Source organism: Psychrobacter sp. KFRI-CH2-11, assembly GCF_038239325.1.
Lineage (GTDB): Bacteria > Pseudomonadota > Gammaproteobacteria > Pseudomonadales > Moraxellaceae > Psychrobacter > Psychrobacter celer.
In genome coordinates, this window is the sequence record NZ_CP151283.1 from 3,112,342 (window position 1) to 3,131,504 (window position 19,163).

Below are 19,163 nucleotides of genomic sequence, written 5' to 3' on the forward strand. Positions count from 1 at the left end.
AACACTCTCCGATATAGTCGGGGCGGTTCAAAACTGACCTAAATCCTCTTCTGACCAGTTCAACCTATTAATATTATCAACCCAATCCCAACTTTTCTCTCTTAACGATTTTAATATGTATGAACTCAAAAACTCTTTTAACTTATTATCCGAAGTTGTTAACAAACTTGGTAATAAGTATTCATCTATCTCATCATTCGAGATACTAGCTAAAGCATACCCGACAGCTTGAGGTGAGGATACTACTTTTATGAATTCTATAACCTGTTCAATTCCGCTGTAGGTTAACAACTCTTCTATTGCCACCATTCTTTTTTCATCAAGTTTACTTTGCTCTTGACTAAAGTCATCATTACTTTCATAAAGCTCAAAGTCTCTTTCTGAAAATAAATATTGATAAAGTAAAAAAGGATTTTTTGGTGCAAATTTTTCAGAAACATCCTCTATTTTATCGACCATATGACTTGGTAATACCCACTCTGCATCTGTAAATTTACGATGCTTAACAGATAGTACTGTTAACTCGTTCCAAATACGCTTTTTATTTTCTTCTGACAGATCGTCGAAGGTTTCAGAGCTTAGTTTGTTAATAAAAACTTCAAAACTTTTTTCAGGAAGGTTATCTAAGTTTTTAATCAACTCTACATTACGTTCAATATCTTTCCCTATCATACCTACAATCAAATTGTACCTATCCCCTAAAATAGCACAGCTCAAACGTAGAATTTCTTATAAAATACACATAAGGAGTTTTAATATGAGCAAACGAATGACTGAGACCCAAATCGTATCGATATTAAAAGAAGCAGATGCTGGGATACCTGCTAAAGCGCTGTGTCGTAAATACGGGATTGCTAGCTCGACTTTCTATAAATGGCGTTCCAAGTATGGTGGTATGGAAGCCTCTGATGTCAAACGCTTAAAAGAGCTTGAAGAAGAAAACCGTAGGCTTAAACAGATGTATGCTGATTTAAGCCTTAAAGCGCAAATGCAGGAAGATATCATAAAAAAGCTATAGCGCCTGCCCTTGAGCGCAAAGTCTGGGCGCAAGAATTGCAGGCGCAGTATGGTGTCAGTATTGCATTGAGCTGTCAGGTGGTCTGTATGAGTCGAACTGCTTACTACTATAAGCCTAAGCTATCTGATGATAGTGAGATTATTGATGTCTTAAATGAGCTAACAGATAAGCACAATCGTTGGGGTTTCCCAAAGTGTTTTAAGCGTATACGCAAGCTTGGCTATTCATGGAATCATAAGCGAGTACACCGTGTTTATACAGCGTTAAACTTAAACCTACGCCGTAAGTCTAAAAGACGGCTACCAGCACGTAACCCTCAGCCGCTAAGTGTGCCAGACGCATTGGGTCATACCTGGTCTATGGACTTTATGAGCGATAAGCTGCACAACAATATTCGCTTTCGAACCTTTAATGTGATTGATGATTATAACCGCGAAGTACTCGGCATTGATATTGGTACTAGTATTCCCTCACTCCGAGTAATTCGCTACCTTGATCAACTAGCTGAGTGGCATGGCTATCCTAAGCAAATTCGTGTGGATAATGGCAGTGAGTTTACATCTAGCACATTCACTGATTGGGCATCAGCTCATGGTGTCTATGTTGATTATATTGAGCCTGGCTGTCCTTATCAGAACGCTTACATTGAAAGGTTTAATCGCAGTTATCGCAATGAGGTTTTAGATTGCTACCTTTTCAACAATTTAAACGAGGTCAATATGCTGACTGAAGACTGGATCAAGGTTTATAACACCGAAAGACCTCATGATTCACTTAATGATATGACACCTGCTGAATACAGACAGGTGGCTTAACTATTCTACGATGATGTTGTGTTAAGAATGGGGTATTTACAAGATCACCGAAGAAATCGTTCTGTTCCCAATATTCTTGATTTGAAATATTAGCTTCCCACTCACTAGAGATAGTATTTTGCCATTTAGGCTTATAGTTTTCGAAGGCAGTTAAGTGCTTATTAGGTAACAACTCAAGTAATAGATTCCAACCTATATCTGGCTCTTCCCTTACTACAGTAATTATAGCTGTTTTTCTTTTCTCCAAGTCAGCTGTAGTTTGTGGTCTCCAAGGTAGTAAAATTGTTGTGAGAGAGTTGATTGGTCTATTTACCCAATTGCCGCCTGTATCATGTCTAGCAAGTTCACCTAATATACAAACAACACGAACTAAATGTTGTGGATTCCAAGCTAAAGCTTCAAGTCCCCATAAAAGACCTGTAATATAGTTTGTCTGACCAAATCCACTACCCTCCTGTGCGAATATTTCATCGAAGGGACAAGGGTCTAAGCTCAATGCATTTTCTATTTGTTTAAGGAACTCATTAGGGTTGGCTTCAGCTAAATTAGGTAGCAAGGTGTTTAGCGTTGCCCATTGTTGCCAAGTAGCTTCACTTAACAATTCTCTCAACAAAGTACAAATTATATTTTCTGCTTTCGATGGAGTACATTGAGTAAATAGTTTTGCATGATTTCCAGTCAGTGCCATGCTTTCTGCAAGATTTTGACGCAGTATGCCTGAATATTTAGTAACTTTTCCTTGTATAGTAGCTAAATATCTTTCATCTTTAGACAACTCGAATGCAGGATCTTCTTCATTCAAGACTAGTTCTACAATAGTTTTGAAATTATCTAAATCATTATCAAAAATCAGTGAGCCTAACGTCTTAAGTAACTCTATTTTCTCATTAATCAACCAAGCGCCGTTTTTGAAAACTAGAGGACTATTAGATTGTTTAGAAATATCTTTAATAATAGGCAAGCAATCTTCGTATTCTTTGTTCAGAAGTTGGCTTACTATTTTTTTATCGTTTTCATTTTGATCACTCCATCCACCAATAAGCAGTAGAAGTGCTAACTCCGAGCTATGTTGATAACTGATCAACTGGTTAGACGTTTGCCCCCTACTATTTTTTAAATGGCTGGGTATTTCTATGGTAGACCTATGCTTAGCGAAATCTTTCAACAAGTCTTCAGGTAGATTATCTCTAGTTATAGTTGTACCACTTTGATTGTATGATTGAACAACATCGACAATTCTACTCCATACCCTACTAATATCTTTATTCTGAAATTGGGAAATATGAGAGTGAATTAGAGATAGAACCACACCTTTTTCATCTCCTAAGTCATAACCTAAGACCTGAAAACAGCCTAAAAAATTATATAATTCTTCATCAGTTAAATCTGTGCCATTATTGGCATTTTTTAAGTGTAGTTTAAACACATCAAGTTTATTATTAGCTTGGGAAGGGCTAAATTTAGCCATTCTAACGTTCGTAAAAAACTCCAAAGAATTCTTAGCATATTTAGCTTGGCGCAAAATAAACTGAACATTTTTATGGTCAGTTGCACTTATATGACTAGTAATCAACGCAATAATATCTTTACGTTTATTGAAAATAGAGCTATTGTTAAAGTCAGTCCACGCTGCTTGTATAACCTCACCAAATGTAGAGTCACCTTTAGTAATAGTAATAGAATGTTTTACTTGACCCAGTAGTCTGCGAGACTCATTAGTTTCCGAGTCTTCAATTAATAAAACTAAGTCATCAGTCTCATAACCTAACCTCTTACCTTGAAGAGCTATTTCTTTAATAGGCCAACATGGCATATTAGGAACATGACCTCTAGATAGCATCAAAGCTACAAAACATGCTTGAATATGCGCCTCGAAATGTGCGCCTCCGCCCCCTGTAGAAAACGGATTGCTGATTTCCTTACTTTTATTAGCCAATTATTTTCTCCAAAATATTTTATAATATAGTCAAGACCATATAAAAGTGTTATAAACTAATTATCAAACCCAATTGTTATTATAAAGACCATGACTTACTCACTAGATTTTCGCAAACAGGTACTAAAAAGTATAGATGACGGTATGACCTTTGCCGAGGCAGCTGAGTTTTACAATCTCAGTCCAACCACTATACAGAACTGGAAGAGACGTATTTATAGCAAAACAACCAGGCAAACCAAGCCCTATAAAATACCAGATGACGTGCTACTTAATGATGTCAAAGAACATCCCGATGATTACCAGTATGAGCGAGCGCGTCGTCTGAACTGTAGCAAAACAGGCATTTATCATGCTCTAAAGCGTCTTGGCATCAGTCAAAAAAAAGACCTTAGAACATCCAAAAGCTTGTCCGATCAAAAGAGCGGCGTATCAGGGAAAGCTTGATCGCTTTACGCAGCAAGGCTATCCCATCGTCTATATGGATGAAAGCGGCTTTGAGCACGAGACCATCCGCTCTCATGGTTACGCGCCTATTGGTAAGCCATGTATCGATAGCTACAACTGGCAAGGTAAAAAGCGAACCAACGTTATTGGTGCTCTGTATAACAAAATGCTGTTTGCACTGGATTACTTTAATCTCAACATTAACAGCAGCATATTCTACAACTGGTGCAAACACACGCTAATCCCAAGTCTTAAAACCAAATGCGTGATTGTGATGGATAATGCTCGATTTCACAAAAACAAACGCGTTCAAAAGCTACTCAACAGGCATGGTCATCGTATACTATGGCTGCCACCTTATAGCCCTGATTTGAACCCTATCGAGAAAAAATGGGCTCAGGTGAAGTTTCTACGCCAAGGCTGGATGGAGAATGATTTATCTAAATTGTTTTATGATATTTGTTCAAGGCATAACAATTTTATTTTGAACTGACTATATTATAGAAGTTATTTTATAAACTAAACCTCACCCCTAAACGCCGCATAAACCCGATTTAACCCCTCACGCAGCAGCGCTTCAGGACATGCTACGTTAAGACGTATTTTTAGATGCCCCTCGCTACCGTATTTAATCCCCGAGTTTAGCTCAACTTTCGCCGCGCGCAGCTTGTCATACAGCACCTGATCGTCCTTACCGTACGCCGAGCAATCGAGCCAAATCAAATACGACGCTTCTGGGCGCATGACCTTGATATCAGGCAGATGCCCTGCTAAGAAGTCTAGCGTGATCTCAATATTGCTTTCGATATAAGCCAGCATCTGCGTAAGCCATTCCCCGCCATGCTCATATGCGCTTTGCATCACCGTATAGGCAAATAGATTTAGCTCATATTCATCATTTAACTGTTGCTGCTGGCTGATTTTTTTGATTAAAGCGTCATCCTTAGCAAAGATCATCGAGCCTTTAATCCCCGCCACGTTAAAGGTTTTGGTCATCGAGGTGAGACTCACCACCTTATGCGCGTAATTTTCTGCTTCTGCCACCCTTAAAAAAGGCGTAAAGGTATGACCAGTCAAGGTTAAATCTTGATGAATCTCATCACTGACGATGGCGACATTGTGCTTTTTACACAGCGCCAGCAGCGCTTTAAGCTCATCAGCCGTCCACACGCGCCCGCCCGGATTGTGCGGGTTGCATAATAGATATAGCTTAACCTTATGCGCCACTATTTTGGCTTCGATATCGGTTAGATCGAGCTGATACTTGCCATCGACTTCCTTTAGTGCCGAGGTCACAAGCGTGCGATTATTTTGCTGCACCTTAGTCATAAACGGTGTATAAATGGGATCATTGACCAGTACCGCGTCGCCTACGTCGGTAAAGACATGCATCATCAGCGCAAGACTTGGCACCACCCCTGGCGAAAATAAGATATTATCCTGTGTCAGATCCAAGCCATAACGATTGCTATGCCAGTTGATAATGGACTGATATAACGCCTCAGTTGGCTTGGTATATCCTAAGATGCCGTGATCGGCCGCGCGCTGTACGCTAGCCAAGATAGACGGCGCTGCTCTAAAGTCCATATCAGCGACCCACAGCGGAATAGTGTCATCGCTATAGTGCCATTTGACCGACCCTGTATTGCTTCTATCGATTATCTCATCAAAGTCATCTTGCATTGGCATTATCCTTTATAGAACCCAAAGCTTTACTGTTTATTATGAAAGGTTTAGCAAAGGCTTTTAACGCCCTTTAAACTCTGCTTTCCTTCTCTCAACCATCGCCATCGCGCCTTCTTTAGCATCCTGTGAGTGAAACAGATGCGGTAGATAACCGTGGATATTGGCCAGCGCTGATTTTCCGCCATTACGGCTGGCATCTTGCGCAGAGGATAGCAGCCCTTGTACGCCAAGTGGTGCGGCTGTGCAAATCTCTTTGACAATCGTTAGCGCGCGCTGATATTCCTCACCATTTGGCACAACCTCGCTAACTAGGTTCAGTTTATCGGCGGTTTGTGCGTCAAAGTTTTTACCGGTAAGCAGATACGGCATGGCTTTTTGCCAGCCCGCCGCCGCGACAAAGCGTACTGTCGCCCCGCCAAAGGGCATGATACCGCGCTGCACTTCCATCTGCGCAAAGTTGCTATTATCGCTTGCGATAACCACGTCACTGTTTAGCATCAGCTCAATACCGGCGGTAAAGCAGGTGCCTTGTATCGCCACCACCACAGGTTTGCTGCGCAATTTACCACCTATGCCCCATGGGTCGATTTCATTATCATTAAATTCAAACGCGCCTTTGTCCCATTTATCTTGCAGCTCCATCAGATCAAGGCCAGCGGTAAAGTGCTCGCCATGGGCAAATATCAGCGCACAGCGTAAGTTATCATCGTTCTCATAGCGGGTAAGTGCTTGGGAGAGCTGTTTGATCATATGACTATCAAAGGCATTGCGTTTGTCGGCGCGATTGAGGCCGATGAGACAAATGTAGCCATCGGTCTCATAAGTGATGCGATTGTCTGTGCTGCTATTGCTTTGTGTGGCCATGATCTTGTCCCTTTTATTAATCTAGCAAGTGTGCTTTTAATATAGACACCCTATCGCCATTACACAAGTGGCCGTACTAAACGCCGTACAAAATGAATAGCAGTTGACCGCGATTCTAATAACTGCCACCATCATGAGACTGTCGACAAACATGACAATTTACGAGTATCTTATGGAATTTTGGCACGGCTTTTTACTGATCACCAGCGTTCACTTACTGGCGGCGGCCTCTCCTGGCCCTGACTTTGTCTTGGTCTCACAGCAGACATTGTCTAAGGGACGACGCACTGGATTGATTTGTAGTCTCGGTATCACCCTAGGGCTTGCGGTACACATTACCTACTCTGTATTAGGATTGGCAACGGTGATTGCCCATTCGCAGCCGCTACTCACCGCTATCAAGTGGCTTGGCGGTGCTTATCTGATGTATCTCGGTTGGCAAGGGATTGGGGCTAAGCCAAAGCCTGCCTCCGATTTAGCCATAAACATTCCACAGCAGAGACCTATCAAACATCCAGCGCAAGACGTCTTCAAAGACGACTCAACCCTCGCTACCTTGCGCCGCGGCTTTTTTTGTAATGTGTTTAATCCCAAAGCGCCGGTGTATTTTGTCGCGATATTTACCTTGGTGTTGTCGCCTGATATCCCGCTGTGGCAGTTATCGATTTATGGTGTTTGGATGATGGTGCTACAGATGGCGTGGTTTAGCACCGTGGTGATGTTATTGTCCATTCCTGCGGTAATCCCCCCAATAAATAAGAACACTTACAAATAGAGATTAACTGCTAAAATACACCAGCAGGAGAATCCTATGAAAAAGACACGCTTTAGCGACAACCAAATCGTCAACATCCTAAAACAAGCCGAACAAGGCGTCCCTATTACCGAGCTCTGCCGTGAGCATAACATCAGCCAAAGCACCTTCTACAACTGGCGATCTAAATATGGTGGTATGGACGCCACACTTATCAGCCGTCTTAAAGAGCTTGAAGTTGAAAATGCCCGCTTAAAGAAGATGTACGCTGATGAATGTCTTAAATCCGACATCCTACAGGATGCTATGTCAAAAAAGTGGTAGCGCCCCAAAGGCGCAAAGAGATGGCTTGTCACTATATTAAAGAGCATGGCATCAGTATCCGCAGGGCTTGCTCGATCTTTAATATCAGCGTCACCTGTTATTATCACAAGTCGGTGGTAACAGATGAGAACCAGCAAATAGCGGACTTACTTATCAAACTGACTGATGAGAACAAGAACTGGGGCTTTGGCTTGTGCTTTTTAACCTTGCGTAATGTGCTAGGACTGCCGTACAACCATAAGCGGGTATATCGCATCTACTGCGAGCTTGAACTCAACCTTAGAATCAAGCCTAAGCGTCGCATTAAACGTGCTAAACCAATACCATTAGCAGTACCTGATAGGATTAACCAAAGCTGGAGCATGGACTTTATGCACGACAGCTTAACTGATGGCCGCGGCTTTAGACTGTTCAATGTCATTGATGATTACAACCGTGAGGCACTCACCGTTGAAGTTGACTTCTCGCTACCGGCCGGGAGGGTCATACGCAGTCTTAATCAGCTTATTGAGTACCGAGGCAAACCTGTGCAGATAAGATGCGATAACGGCCCTGAATACATCAGCAATGCGCTCAAAGACTGGGCTGAGCAGCAAGGTATCATCTTAAGCTATATTGAACCTGGCAATCCACAGCAAAATGCGTATGTAGAGCGCTTTAACAGAACCATGAGATATGATTGGTTAAATCAGGAGCTGTTTGATAATCTAGAGCAGGTACGCGCACAAGCAGAAAACTGGTTATACCATTATAATCATAAGCGCCCAAACATGGGCAATGGCGGTTTTACACCGATACAGAAACTCAATCAGGCAGCTTAATTCTATTTATTAGGTGTCTTAAGTTTGGGAGGGTTACCCTGCCATTCTCAAGCGTTTTGGCCGCGTGGAGCATTGGATAGATCGCATTTTAGGCAGCGCGATGATCGCCTTGGGACTAAACCTGATTTTACGCAGCCGATAACACATTTGTTATCTTCGAAATCTGCTAAACTGGTCGATTATATCCAAACATCAAAGCCACTGACTATGACCAGCACCCTTGCAAACTCTAAACATAAAAACCGCTCGCCTGCGACCGCCAAAAAACTTGGCAAGCTACATCCGCGCAACCCGCATCAGGGTCGCTACGACTTTGCTGTATTGACCCGCGCGCTACCTGCGCTCGCCGACCATACCACCAGCAACCCCAATGGCGAGCCGACGATTAATTTCTCTGATGCCAAAGCCGTACGCGTGCTCAATCAAGCACTGCTCGCGCACTATTATGGTGTAAAGTTTTGGGATATTCCTGAGGGCTATTTATGCCCGCCTATCCCAGGTCGCGCCGATTATATTCACTATATCGCCGACTTACTCACACAAACCACGCATAGTAATGACGACCAAACGCCGCCCACGGGTAAAGAGGTGCACGCGCTCGATATCGGCACCGGTGCCAGCGCCATCTATCCCATCATCGGTAGCCAAAGCTATGGCTGGCGCTTTACTGCAAGCGACATCGATCCGGTTTCTGTCAATACCGCCAGCGTGATTTGTCAGGCCAATCCCAAGCTCAAGGGTACGATCAAGGTTAAGCTGCAACCTGAGCCAAACTATATCTTTAAAAACATTATCGGTCGGCAGGACTACTTTGATGTGGTGGTATGCAACCCGCCTTTTCATGCTTCATTAGACGAAGCGATGCAAGCCAATAGCCGCAAGCAGCACAACTTGCAGCGCCATCGCGGCAAAAACGAAAGCGCGCAAATCAGTCGCCATTCCACCAAGTCAGGCAATGCCGCGCAAAACCTCAACTTTGGTGGTCAGCACAAAGAGCTATGGTCTGAGGGCGGTGAGATTGCTTTTTTGAGTAATATGATAAGAGAAAGCCAACAGTTTGCTGCGCATGTAGGCTGGTTTACCAGTTTGGTCTCAAAGTCCGAAAACGTAAAACCGCTACAACTGCTGCTAAAACAGCTGGGGGTGGCACAGATGCGTCTTATCGAGATGAGCCAAGGGCAAAAAAACACGCGGGTCTTAGCTTGGCGTTTTGATACTGACGAAGCGTAATTATTGCCAAAGCGTAATGCTAGCGTTTCACGCGAAACAAAAACCGCTTTGGCTATCAAAGCGGTTTTTTTAATCTATTTAGATGGCCATATCAATTGAATTGGGGGCATGCTCTAGCCAACAAACATGACCTTTAAGCCGATGAGTATAAGTACAAATCCGCCGAGCGCTTCTGCTTTATCCTCAAGATAGGTACCTGATTTTTTACCCAGACAGATACCAAACGCACTAAAAACAGCCGTGACAATCGCAATGATTACACACGCTAGCCACGCATTAAGAGCGAGCAAGTTTAAGGTAAAACCAGCAGCCATCGCATCGATACTGGTGGCAATCGCTAAGGTAAACATGGTGCGATGACTGATATTTTTCTTTCGGCTATCGTTTATAGCAGCCGCTTCATTACTTACTCGCAGCCCCTTATCTACAATCTCACCCTCATCTGCCCAAAATACTTCATAGAGCATCTTACTGCCCAGTCCGATAAGAATAAATCCACCGATCCAAGGCGCAGCAGTGGCGAGCCAACCTAACAGTGCCGCGCCCAGCAAATAACCGATAAGTGGCATCACGCCTTGCGCCGCGCCAAAATATAACGCAGCATAAATAGCCAAACGCAAGGTATAGCGCGGGTTTTGTTGTTGCGATTTAGCGCCCAGTCCTATCGACACCGCAAGCGCATCCATCGCTAGCGCAATAGCGAGTAACAGTACTTCGATCATCTGATGTCCATCAATTAGAATTGCCAGCTTATGACAATTTACTTACGAAAGTTTCACGTGAAACAAACTTATTATTAAAAAAATACCGCCTTGGAAACCAAAGCGGTATTTTATATTTAATGTAAAAGCTAAACCTTAGATATCAAGGTTAGAGACCGTTAATGCGTTTTCTTCGATAAACACACGGCGCGGCTCGACATGATCGCCCATCAAGCAGGTAAACATATGATCGGCTGCGATGGCATCTTCGATAGTGACGCGTAGCATACGGCGGTTTTCAGGATCCATCGTCGTATCCCATAACTGGTCGGCGTTCATCTCGCCCAGTCCTTTATAACGCTGGATGGCCAAGCCGCGACGGGCATCTAGCATCATTTGCTGCCAGAGATAATCAAAATCGCGGATAGGAATATCCTTGGTGGTGCCACTACCCGCTTCGCGGCGAATAAAGGCGCTATCTTCTAACAAAGTATTCCACTCCGCTGATAAACGCAGCAGCTTGCTATACTCGCTCGAATTGATAAAGCTGGCATCAAGCAAATAATGATGCGCCAGCTGATGCACATACACCGTGATACGCGGTAGCCACTGGGCCTTGGTCGACAAGGCATCGCTATCAGCCGACTCACTCTCATCAGCAGTCAATGCAGCGGTCATACCCAGCAGATCAGCGGCAGCAGCGTCCATATTTTCTGGTTGCGGCTCATGGATATTGACCAGCTCAATCTCAGGGCTTAACTCACTACCGAACTGCTCAAGCTGCGCCTGCATAGCGTCTTTCCACGCCTGCATGGCTGACTTATCATACGTCATATCCGTATTTAGCTTGGGCGTGTGCGTCAAAGCATCCAAAATCACTGCAGGGAAACGTATCTGCAAACGTGCCTTAATCAGCTGCGTTTGGTTATAGTCATTTAGTAATGTCTCAAGCGCCTGACCCGTGATAGCAGGCGCATCGGCACTGATATGCAGCTTAGTATTATCGATCGTCGATGACAATAAATAAGCTTTGAGCGCTTCATCGTCCTTTAGATACAGCTCTTGGCGACCTTTTTTGACTTTATACAATGGCGGCTGAGCGATATAAATATAACCGCGCTCAATCAGCTCTGGCGTTTGACGGAAAAAGAACGTCAGCAGTAGCGTGCGAATGTGTGAGCCATCGACATCGGCATCGGTCATGATGATGATTTTGTGATAGCGCACCTTGTCAGGGTTATACTCATCAGGGCCAATACCGCAGCCAAGCGCGGTAATTAAGTTGCCCACTTCAGCAGATGACAGCATCTTATCAAAACGCGCGCGCTCGACGTTCAAGATCTTACCCTTGAGTGGCAAGATAGCCTGAGTTTTACGGCTACGGCCTTGCTTAGCGCTACCGCCCGCAGAGTCCCCCTCCACGATGTATAGCTCTGATAGTGACGGATCTTTTTCTTGGCAGTCTGCCAACTTACCAGGCAGACCAGCGATATCCAACGTGGTCTTGCGGCGCGTCATCTCACGCGCTTTACGGGCAGCATCACGAGCTCTAGCGGCATCGATGATTTTATTGGCAATCGCTTTAGCCGCAGTTGGGTTTTCAAGCAAATAATCATTAAACTTATCATGCATCGCCGACTCGACTGCTGACTTGACTTCGCTCGATACCAGCTTGTCTTTGGTCTGGCTAGAGAATTTTGGATCAGGCACCTTCACAGAAACAATCGCACTTAACCCTTCTCGTGCATCATCACCGCTGACGGCGACTTTTTCTTTCTTAAACAGGTTTTCGCGATCCATATAGCTGTTTAGACCACGCGTGAGCGCTGAGCGAAACCCTGATAAGTGCGTACCGCCATCACGCTGCGGGATGTTATTGGTAAAGCACAGTACTTTTTCGTTATAGGTATCCGTCCATTGCAGCGCCACTTCGACCGCGATACCGTCGTCTTGCTCACTGGTAAAATGAAAAACCTCGTTGATGCCTTCTTTGCCTGCGTTGATATAGCTGACAAACTCTGACAAGCCACCTTTATGCTCAAACTCATGGCGCTTGTCGATACGCTCATCAGTCAAGACAATGCGCACCCCTGAGTTAAGAAAAGACAGCTCGCGTAAGCGTTTGGCTAAAATATCGTACTCAAAGATGGTGCCAGTAAACACCTCATCGCTAGGATAAAAACGAATCTGCGTGCCGGTCTTATCGGTCGCTTCTAGTTGCTCGATATCGGCATCAGGCACGCCATCGGTATATGTCTGATGGTAATGATAGCCTTCGCGCCAGATATTCATCTCCAGCCTCTTTGATAAAGCGTTGACGACGGAAACGCCGACACCATGCAAGCCGCCCGAGACTTTATAGCTGTTGTCATCGAACTTACCACCAGCGTGTAGTACCGTCATGATCACCTGAGCGGCCGACACGCCTTCTTCTGGGTGGATGTCGACAGGCACACCGCGCCCGTTGTCCATGATACTGACCGACTCATCTTCATGAATGATAATATCAATCTGATCACAGTGCCCCGCCAGCGCCTCATCGATAGAGTTATCCACCACCTCAAAGACCATATGGTGCAAGCCTGTGCCATCATCGGTATCACCAATATACATGCCAGGACGTACGCGCACCGCCTCTAGGCCGCGAAGTACACGAATATCTTTGGAGCTATAGTCTGAAGGCACTCCTTCCGCTGCAGCAGTCGTTGCGGCAACGCTGCCGACTGTCAGTTGCTCGTGGTCGTTAGGTAATGAATCACTCATGTGCATTCCTTAATCTAGCCATCATCAGCCGTTTGCCATTGACCCATCACTACGATGAAGCCGCATGACATCATGTCAAATCCAATCTGGAGAATTAACACCAGTAGCGCTATGTCGTGAGCCAAAGTACGAGTCGCCAGTACCTTATAAAAGCTTTCTTACTTTAAGCCAAGCTTAAAACCCATGTTTTATTTTCTTGCTATTAACTTCTGCTCTTTTATGTCTTATCAAAGCTAAAGAAGTAAATAAAACATGTTTATTATCATAAACTTAAAGACAGTTGAAAACTTAAAAAGTACTACGTGACGCTACAAAACAACTTGCTGAGAACAGGATAAAAATAAAGCCCTATTTTAGCATTTTTTTGCCTCTAAGTCACTGTTTACTGGTCGTTTTATTGCTTTGGACAGCCATACGAGGATGGACGGTATTTTAATAAAACCTATGGCGTGTCCTCATTTCAAAATGATCATAAAAATGAGATAAAGTGCCGTTGAGTATGATAATCAAATCAGAAAAATAACGCAGATGATATAGTCAAACTCATTGCGGCTGTTTGACAAGATTTAGCGCTATTAGAAAGGCAAAACCTGCCCTTGTTTCACATGAAACATCGTAGGATTTGACCATAAACCGTTGACCATAGGCGTGATATCAGCGGTCAAGCTGCTCATAAACACCTGACAAGGCAGTTTGGCTAACGTGGATAATAATATCTCTATCGCTCTCTCATCCAGCTCGGCGGTGATATCATCAAGTAGTACCACTGGTGTGGCAGTGAGCACGCGTTCGTTTTCATTGGTACTTGCTTGTGTCGTGGCAGCCGTCTGCAACAATAAAGGCAATTGTGATAAACGTAGCGCAGTGATGAGTAGCTTTTTTTCGCCGCGAGACAAGACGTTTGCCGCCTGCTCTTTTAGTATCGGTAAGGTGCCAGCGACTACCTGCTTGCTGCCCGAGCCAGCAGGTAGCTTGTCAGGTGGCATGGTATCGTTGGCTGCTAGGGCATCATTAGAGCGCCAATGGACATGGATATCAGCGCGATGATTGCCGATACGGGTATAACCCAACTGCAAGTCTTGCTCTAAGCGCTCACCAAGTTGCACCTCTAGCGCCACATCGGTATCGTAACCTGCATGGTAGCTTAGACTCAGCTGCTCGGCGTAACTCGGCAACAGCTGAGCGATGCTGTCGGCAAAGAAGGGCTGCCACTTTGTAAACACGTGCTGACGATAATGGTGAATAAGCGCGGCATGATTGCCAAGCCCTTTATCCCAAGACCTCAGCTCAGCAAGCTGTACGTGCGTTAAATGCTTACTTTTTTTTAATAAACTATTGCGCTGTTTTAGCAGGCGCTGATAGGCCAGCCACTGCGGGTGGAACCCTTGTTTCATGTGAAACACTAGCCAGTCTAACAACTGGCGACGACTGGCGCTGCCCTGCTCTAGCATGTCCATACTAGAAGGATCAATCAATAGTGTCGGTAGTTGCTCAGTCAAGATGCTTTGATTATAGACAGTGCTTTGATTAAGCCGCAGCAGCGTTGTGGCATCAGCTTGCTTTTGGATCGCCAACGTATTGCCATCACTCAAGCGCGCATGAACGGTGGCAGTGTGTTGATGATGCTGAATGTAACGTTTAGGCTGATGATGGCGAAAGCTTTTGCCTCTGGACAACAAAAATATGGCTTCAAGCAACGAGGTTTTGCCGCTGCCATTGGCACCAATCAGCACGTTGCAGGCGGCAGTGTGCAAATTGACCTGCGTAAGATTACGCAAATTTGAGATTTGTAGACGTTCAATCATGATAGCGACAGCCGCCTATTAAAAACGCTTAAACTAGCAGATAAACGTTTAGTAAAGAAGGGTTTAAAAATTAATTTGAGTCGAAAGCTTAGAGTTTACTAAGGCCTGTTTTTGATCTAAATTGGCAAAAAACAGCCTTAGTAATACTGTTAAAATCACGTGTACGTTGCTTTTAGTGGGGATAAGCTGCGAACACTAAATACGCATTGGCATAATCACATACTGATGAAACTCATCACCTAGCTGATTGACCAACACCGAGGCATTGGATTGACTCATATGCATTTGTACATCGCCTTGGATGACGCCCAATACGTCTTGTAGATACGCGGCATTAAACGACAGCTCCATCGGCTCACCTTGATATTTCGCCTGAATGACCTCGACCGCTTCGTCTTGCTCAGCGTTGTTGGCGCGTACTTCGACCATACCGTCGGTGGCAAAATTAAAGACCACGCCGCGAGATTTTTCATTACTCAAAATCGCCACACGGCGCAGTACTTCTGTCATTTTCTCTTGATTAAACAGCGCCAACTTATCCGTATTGCTCGGCATGACGCGGCGGTAATCAGGGAACTTTCCATCGATCAGGCGCGCGGTAAAAGTCACTACCAAATCATCACTGACCTGCCCTGCACCATCCACCTCGCCAAATGGCAAGCTGACTTGCAAAAACTCACGGCCAAAGCTTAGAGTGACAGGATTGTCTTTATCACCCAGCATTTTACCCAGCTCAGAGGCCAAGCGCTCAAGCTCAATGACCGCTTTACGCGGCAAGATAGCTTGCATATTTAGGTCGCTGCTGACATCGATCACACTACGCGCCAATGCCAATCTGTGCCCATCGGTGGCCACCGTGGTCAGCTGCTGCTGAGAGACATCGAACAACATACCAGTCAGATAGTAGCGTACATCTTGGATAGCCATCGCAAACTGAGTCTTGTGAATCAGATCCGTCAGACGACTACGACTGATGATCAGCGGCGTGATGTTCTCTGGATTGCCTAGGCTTGGATAGTCTTCACTTGGCAATGTGCCCAAAGTGAAGCGGCTTTTGCCGCTGGTCAGCAAACAGCGCTCGTTTTCTTGCGTGGTCAAATTGATCTGAGCTTGGGCTGGCAGCGATTTACAAATATCTTTTAACTTAGTGGCAGGCAACGTGGTCGTCCCTGCGGCAACACAAGCACCGGCAGGCAATTTCAATGTCGATGTCAGCTCGACCTCTAGGTCAGACGCCGTCAAGATCAGCTGCGACTCAGATAGCTGCAACTTAATATTGCCTAAAATGACCATGTTGTGGCGCTTATCAGCAGCTTTGGCGATCAAATTAATAGCTTTTAGTAACGACTCTCGATTAATCGATAATTGCATGCTTAGTTACTCTTATTTAAAGGATTCTTTTTTTACAAAAATAAACTACAGTCAGTTCGAAATAAAATCGATACACTCATATGAACGTGCAACTGGTACAAACTTTCCTTGCTTACTGTATCTACGCTGACAGATGCTGGGCAAAATTATACCAGCTGCACTGTATCGCTTTTACAGTGAATCGACTATACAAATAATGGCTTAATCATACCCTGTCTACTGACGATAATCTATAAAGCATACGTCTGCCTAGACATTGATAGAATTAAACTATTTTGAAATAGGTACTGTACTACTGGTATGTCGGCTTGACTATAGTATAAACCATATCATGGCGCTAAAACATAGTAAGACTGAGAGCTGCTAACCTGCTTGCAACATAAGGGCTAGCGTCTTGTAATCCTTATCAAACGCTGGGTCTGCTGCACGCAGCTCATTGACCTTATCACAAGCATGCATCACTGTCGTATGGTCACGGCCGCCAAACGACTGACCAATCTCTGGAAAACTATCACCCGTCAGCTCACGTGACAAAGCCATGGCTATCTGCCTCGGTCTTGCGATACTGCGGGTACGCTTGCGCCCCATGATGTCTTTTACCGTCACATCATAATATTCAGCGACGATTTTGCGGATGTTGTCCATATTGACTGCTTGTACACGCATGGCAACGATATCTTTTAGGGCATACTGCACCATCTCTAGTGTGATTTGCGCGCCAGTTAAGTTGGCATTGGCAAATACTTGGTTTAATGCGCCCTCTAAACGCCTAACATTAGAGACGACGTTTTGCGCGATAAACAGCGCACATTCTTTAGGCAACGTCATCCCATAAGAAGCCGCTTTTTTCTGCAAAATCTGTACACGTGTATCAATCTCAGGCGGATCAACAGCCACCGTCAGCCCCCAAGAAAAACGCGACCTAAAGCGCTCATCAAACTCTGTCATCTGTGAGGGATGTCTATCAGATGCCAAAATCAGCTGTTTATCACCACTTGTGAAGTCAGCAAATAACGTCAAAAACTCATTACTACTTTTTGTCTTTCCAGCCAATACGTGAATATCATCCACAATCAATAAATCTACTTTTTTTATTTTTTTCTTAAAATCTTCTATTTTATTATTTCTTAATGAATAAACTAATTGATTAATAAACTTTTCAGAAGTGAAATAATAAAAACTTTGATTATTTTTTAAATAGCGATGTGCAACAGAATGCATTAAATGCGTTTTTCCCAAACCAGAAGGCCCATATATAAATAAAGGATTGTGCCGGTTTTTTGACTGACGTTTTCCAAGCTCATAACAGGCTTTATAAGCCAAATTGTTAGACTTACCAGTGACAAAGGTCTCAAAGGTGAAGTCAGGGTTAAGATAGCTAAGCGATTTTGCATCAGCAGAGCCAATTAATTCTGCCTGACGCGTATTGGTATCGATGTCAGCCTTTGCCATATGATGATGCGCGGTCTGAAAATTTTGGTCAGTAAGGGTAGGGGAGGGGATATCCTCTGCAAACAGAGAGCCTGACTGCGCTTGTGGGTTGTCTTCTACCTGACGACCAGCATTGTCTACACGCACCACAACTTCTTCAATACTGCCTTGGCTGTGCTTAACTACCAACTGCTGAATATCTTGTAAATGATTTTTTTTGATGTAAGTTACAAAATAATCATTGGGCGCAAGAATAATTAAACTACTGGCCTCTTGATGCGCTGACAGTGGCCGTAACCACATGGTAAATACGTTGTCCTTGACGCTGTAACGCAAGTCATTTAGGCATTTATCCCAAATAGTGGCTGTATCTATCATGAAACCCATTACCTCGTTAATATCAAATCCCCAGCAAACTGACACCAGAGGCAAGCCTTTTGCTACTACCAGCATCGATATTTTTGCTCGCTTTTGATGATCAAATAAAAAGACAGCCACATGCTGTCTCTTGTCCGCCAAACAAGGTGATAATCTACCACAAATTACCTGTGGATAACATCCTCTATTTTGGGGATAAGGCTGTGGATACTTTTGGGGATAAGTGAAAACACTCAGTTATCCATAATCCATACACAAGTTATCCACAACCTTACCCATAGCGCAAACAACTGATATAAAATAGAAACATCAAGTTAACCACAGAAAAAACCGTCCCCAATAACAACAATATCTATATATATTAATAATTAATTATTATGGAGTTGGCAGAAAACTGTGGATAACTAAACGATTTTGAGATCCTTAAATATCTGTTTGGATGACAGTTACTACTAGATAAATTATGTTTAAGTATCTAAATTATTTGAGACGCACAGAGGTCTTTACCGGATTCAACGATAATTTCATAAAGCAAATTAGTTTATTGACCAAAATAATAGGGAATGGTATAATCCTCCGCTATTACGAATTTAGTCCCATTATTTTGATAGGTGAGTTATGAAACGTACATTCCAACCAAGCGTGATCAAGCGTAAACGTACTCACGGTTTCCGTGCACGTATGGCAACTAAAAAAGGCCGTCAGGTCTTAGCCCGTCGCCGCGCTAAAGGACGTCATCGCCTTACTGTATAATCAGTAGATAGCGATAAGCATGGCCATATGTGCTTGTTGTGTTTCTATTAATTATAGATTGCGATA

General features: G+C 43.9%; 15 protein-coding genes and 1 pseudogene. 7 read left to right on the top strand and 9 right to left on the bottom strand.

Translation table 11 applies throughout. The features are described from left to right. Positions 1-27: 27 nt before the first annotated feature. On the bottom strand, positions 28-717 hold the full coding sequence (locus tag AADH33_RS12920) for a hypothetical protein (protein WP_348549150.1): 690 nt from the start codon (positions 715-717) through the stop codon (positions 28-30). A 40-nt stretch (positions 718-757) separates the two neighbouring features. Here AADH33_RS12920 and AADH33_RS12925 point away from each other — a divergent pair. Continuing rightward, positions 758-1,833 (top strand): annotated as a pseudogene (locus tag AADH33_RS12925) (IS3 family transposase). Here AADH33_RS12925 and AADH33_RS12930 read toward each other — a convergent pair. Further along, positions 1,793-3,769 (bottom strand): hypothetical protein, encoded by a 1,977-nt coding sequence (locus AADH33_RS12930; protein ID WP_348549151.1) that lies wholly within the window; start codon positions 3,767-3,769, stop codon positions 1,793-1,795. The pseudogene AADH33_RS12925 and the gene AADH33_RS12930 overlap by 41 nt on opposite strands. Positions 3,770-3,859: 90 nt before the next feature. Here AADH33_RS12930 and AADH33_RS12935 point away from each other — a divergent pair, with 90 nt between their 5' ends. Both AADH33_RS12935 and AADH33_RS12940 read left to right on the top strand, forming a co-directional pair. Continuing rightward, entirely contained in the window at positions 3,860-4,216 is a 357-nt protein-coding gene (locus AADH33_RS12935; RefSeq protein ID WP_201585383.1) for an IS630 transposase-related protein, read from the top strand. Further along, complete coding sequence (locus AADH33_RS12940; protein WP_348549152.1) at positions 4,137-4,709, top strand: IS630 family transposase; 573 nt, start codon at positions 4,137-4,139, stop codon at positions 4,707-4,709. Before AADH33_RS12935 ends, AADH33_RS12940 begins: the two co-directional genes overlap by 80 nt. A 26-nt stretch (positions 4,710-4,735) precedes the next feature. On the opposite strand, the gene AADH33_RS12945 is transcribed toward AADH33_RS12940, so the two are convergent. Beyond that, the gene (locus AADH33_RS12945) at positions 4,736-5,899 is read right to left on the bottom strand and encodes a MalY/PatB family protein (RefSeq protein WP_348549153.1); all 1,164 of its coding nucleotides are present in this window, start codon (positions 5,897-5,899) and stop codon (positions 4,736-4,738) included. 63 nt (positions 5,900-5,962) lie between these two features. Continuing rightward, on the bottom strand, positions 5,963-6,766 hold the full coding sequence (locus AADH33_RS12950) for a crotonase/enoyl-CoA hydratase family protein (RefSeq protein ID WP_348549154.1): 804 nt from the start codon (positions 6,764-6,766) through the stop codon (positions 5,963-5,965). A 172-nt stretch (positions 6,767-6,938) separates the two neighbouring features. On the opposite strand from AADH33_RS12950, the gene AADH33_RS12955 reads away from it, so the two are divergent. From AADH33_RS12955 to rlmF, 3 genes are all read left to right on the top strand, one after another. Then, the gene (locus tag AADH33_RS12955) at positions 6,939-7,541 is read left to right on the top strand and encodes a LysE family translocator (protein ID WP_348549155.1); all 603 of its coding nucleotides are present in this window, start codon (positions 6,939-6,941) and stop codon (positions 7,539-7,541) included. Between the two features lie 36 nt (positions 7,542-7,577). Next, positions 7,578-8,665 (top strand): IS3 family transposase gene (locus AADH33_RS12960; protein ID WP_348549156.1). Its coding sequence is split into 2 segments (ribosomal slippage): positions 7,578-7,830 and positions 7,830-8,665, totalling 1,089 coding nucleotides; the frame shifts between segments, so codons are not numbered across the junction. Positions 8,666-8,872: 207 nt separating this feature from the next. Beyond that, a complete protein-coding gene (rlmF, locus tag AADH33_RS12965; protein ID WP_348549157.1) occupies positions 8,873-9,895 on the top strand; it encodes a 23S rRNA (adenine(1618)-N(6))-methyltransferase RlmF in 1,023 nt (340 codons plus the stop codon). 113 nt (positions 9,896-10,008) lie between these two features. Here rlmF and AADH33_RS12970 read toward each other — a convergent pair whose 3' ends face one another. From AADH33_RS12970 to dnaA, 5 genes are all read right to left on the bottom strand, one after another. Then, the gene (locus AADH33_RS12970; protein ID WP_075101304.1) at positions 10,009-10,617 is read right to left on the bottom strand and encodes a manganese efflux pump MntP; all 609 of its coding nucleotides are present in this window, start codon (positions 10,615-10,617) and stop codon (positions 10,009-10,011) included. Between the two features lie 135 nt (positions 10,618-10,752). After that, positions 10,753-13,359 (bottom strand): DNA topoisomerase (ATP-hydrolyzing) subunit B, encoded by a 2,607-nt coding sequence (gyrB, locus tag AADH33_RS12975; RefSeq protein WP_348549158.1) that lies wholly within the window; start codon positions 13,357-13,359, stop codon positions 10,753-10,755. Positions 13,360-13,934: 575 nt separating this feature from the next. Next, positions 13,935-15,164 carry a DNA replication/repair protein RecF gene (gene recF / locus AADH33_RS12980; RefSeq protein WP_348549159.1) on the bottom strand — a complete coding sequence of 410 codons (1,230 nt, stop codon included), beginning with the start codon at positions 15,162-15,164 and terminating at the stop codon, positions 13,935-13,937. A gap of 195 nt (positions 15,165-15,359) precedes the next feature. Next, positions 15,360-16,535, bottom strand: coding sequence for a DNA polymerase III subunit beta (dnaN, locus tag AADH33_RS12985; RefSeq protein ID WP_348549160.1), 1,176 nt, complete (start codon positions 16,533-16,535; stop codon positions 15,360-15,362). A 363-nt stretch (positions 16,536-16,898) separates the two neighbouring features. Then, positions 16,899-18,344 (bottom strand): chromosomal replication initiator protein DnaA, encoded by a 1,446-nt coding sequence (dnaA, locus tag AADH33_RS12990; RefSeq protein WP_348549161.1) that lies wholly within the window; start codon positions 18,342-18,344, stop codon positions 16,899-16,901. Positions 18,345-18,962: 618 nt separating this feature from the next. Here dnaA and rpmH point away from each other — a divergent pair. Further along, positions 18,963-19,097, top strand: coding sequence for a 50S ribosomal protein L34 (gene rpmH, locus AADH33_RS12995; protein WP_007394757.1), 135 nt, complete (start codon positions 18,963-18,965; stop codon positions 19,095-19,097). The last annotated feature ends 66 nt before the right edge of the window (positions 19,098-19,163 follow it).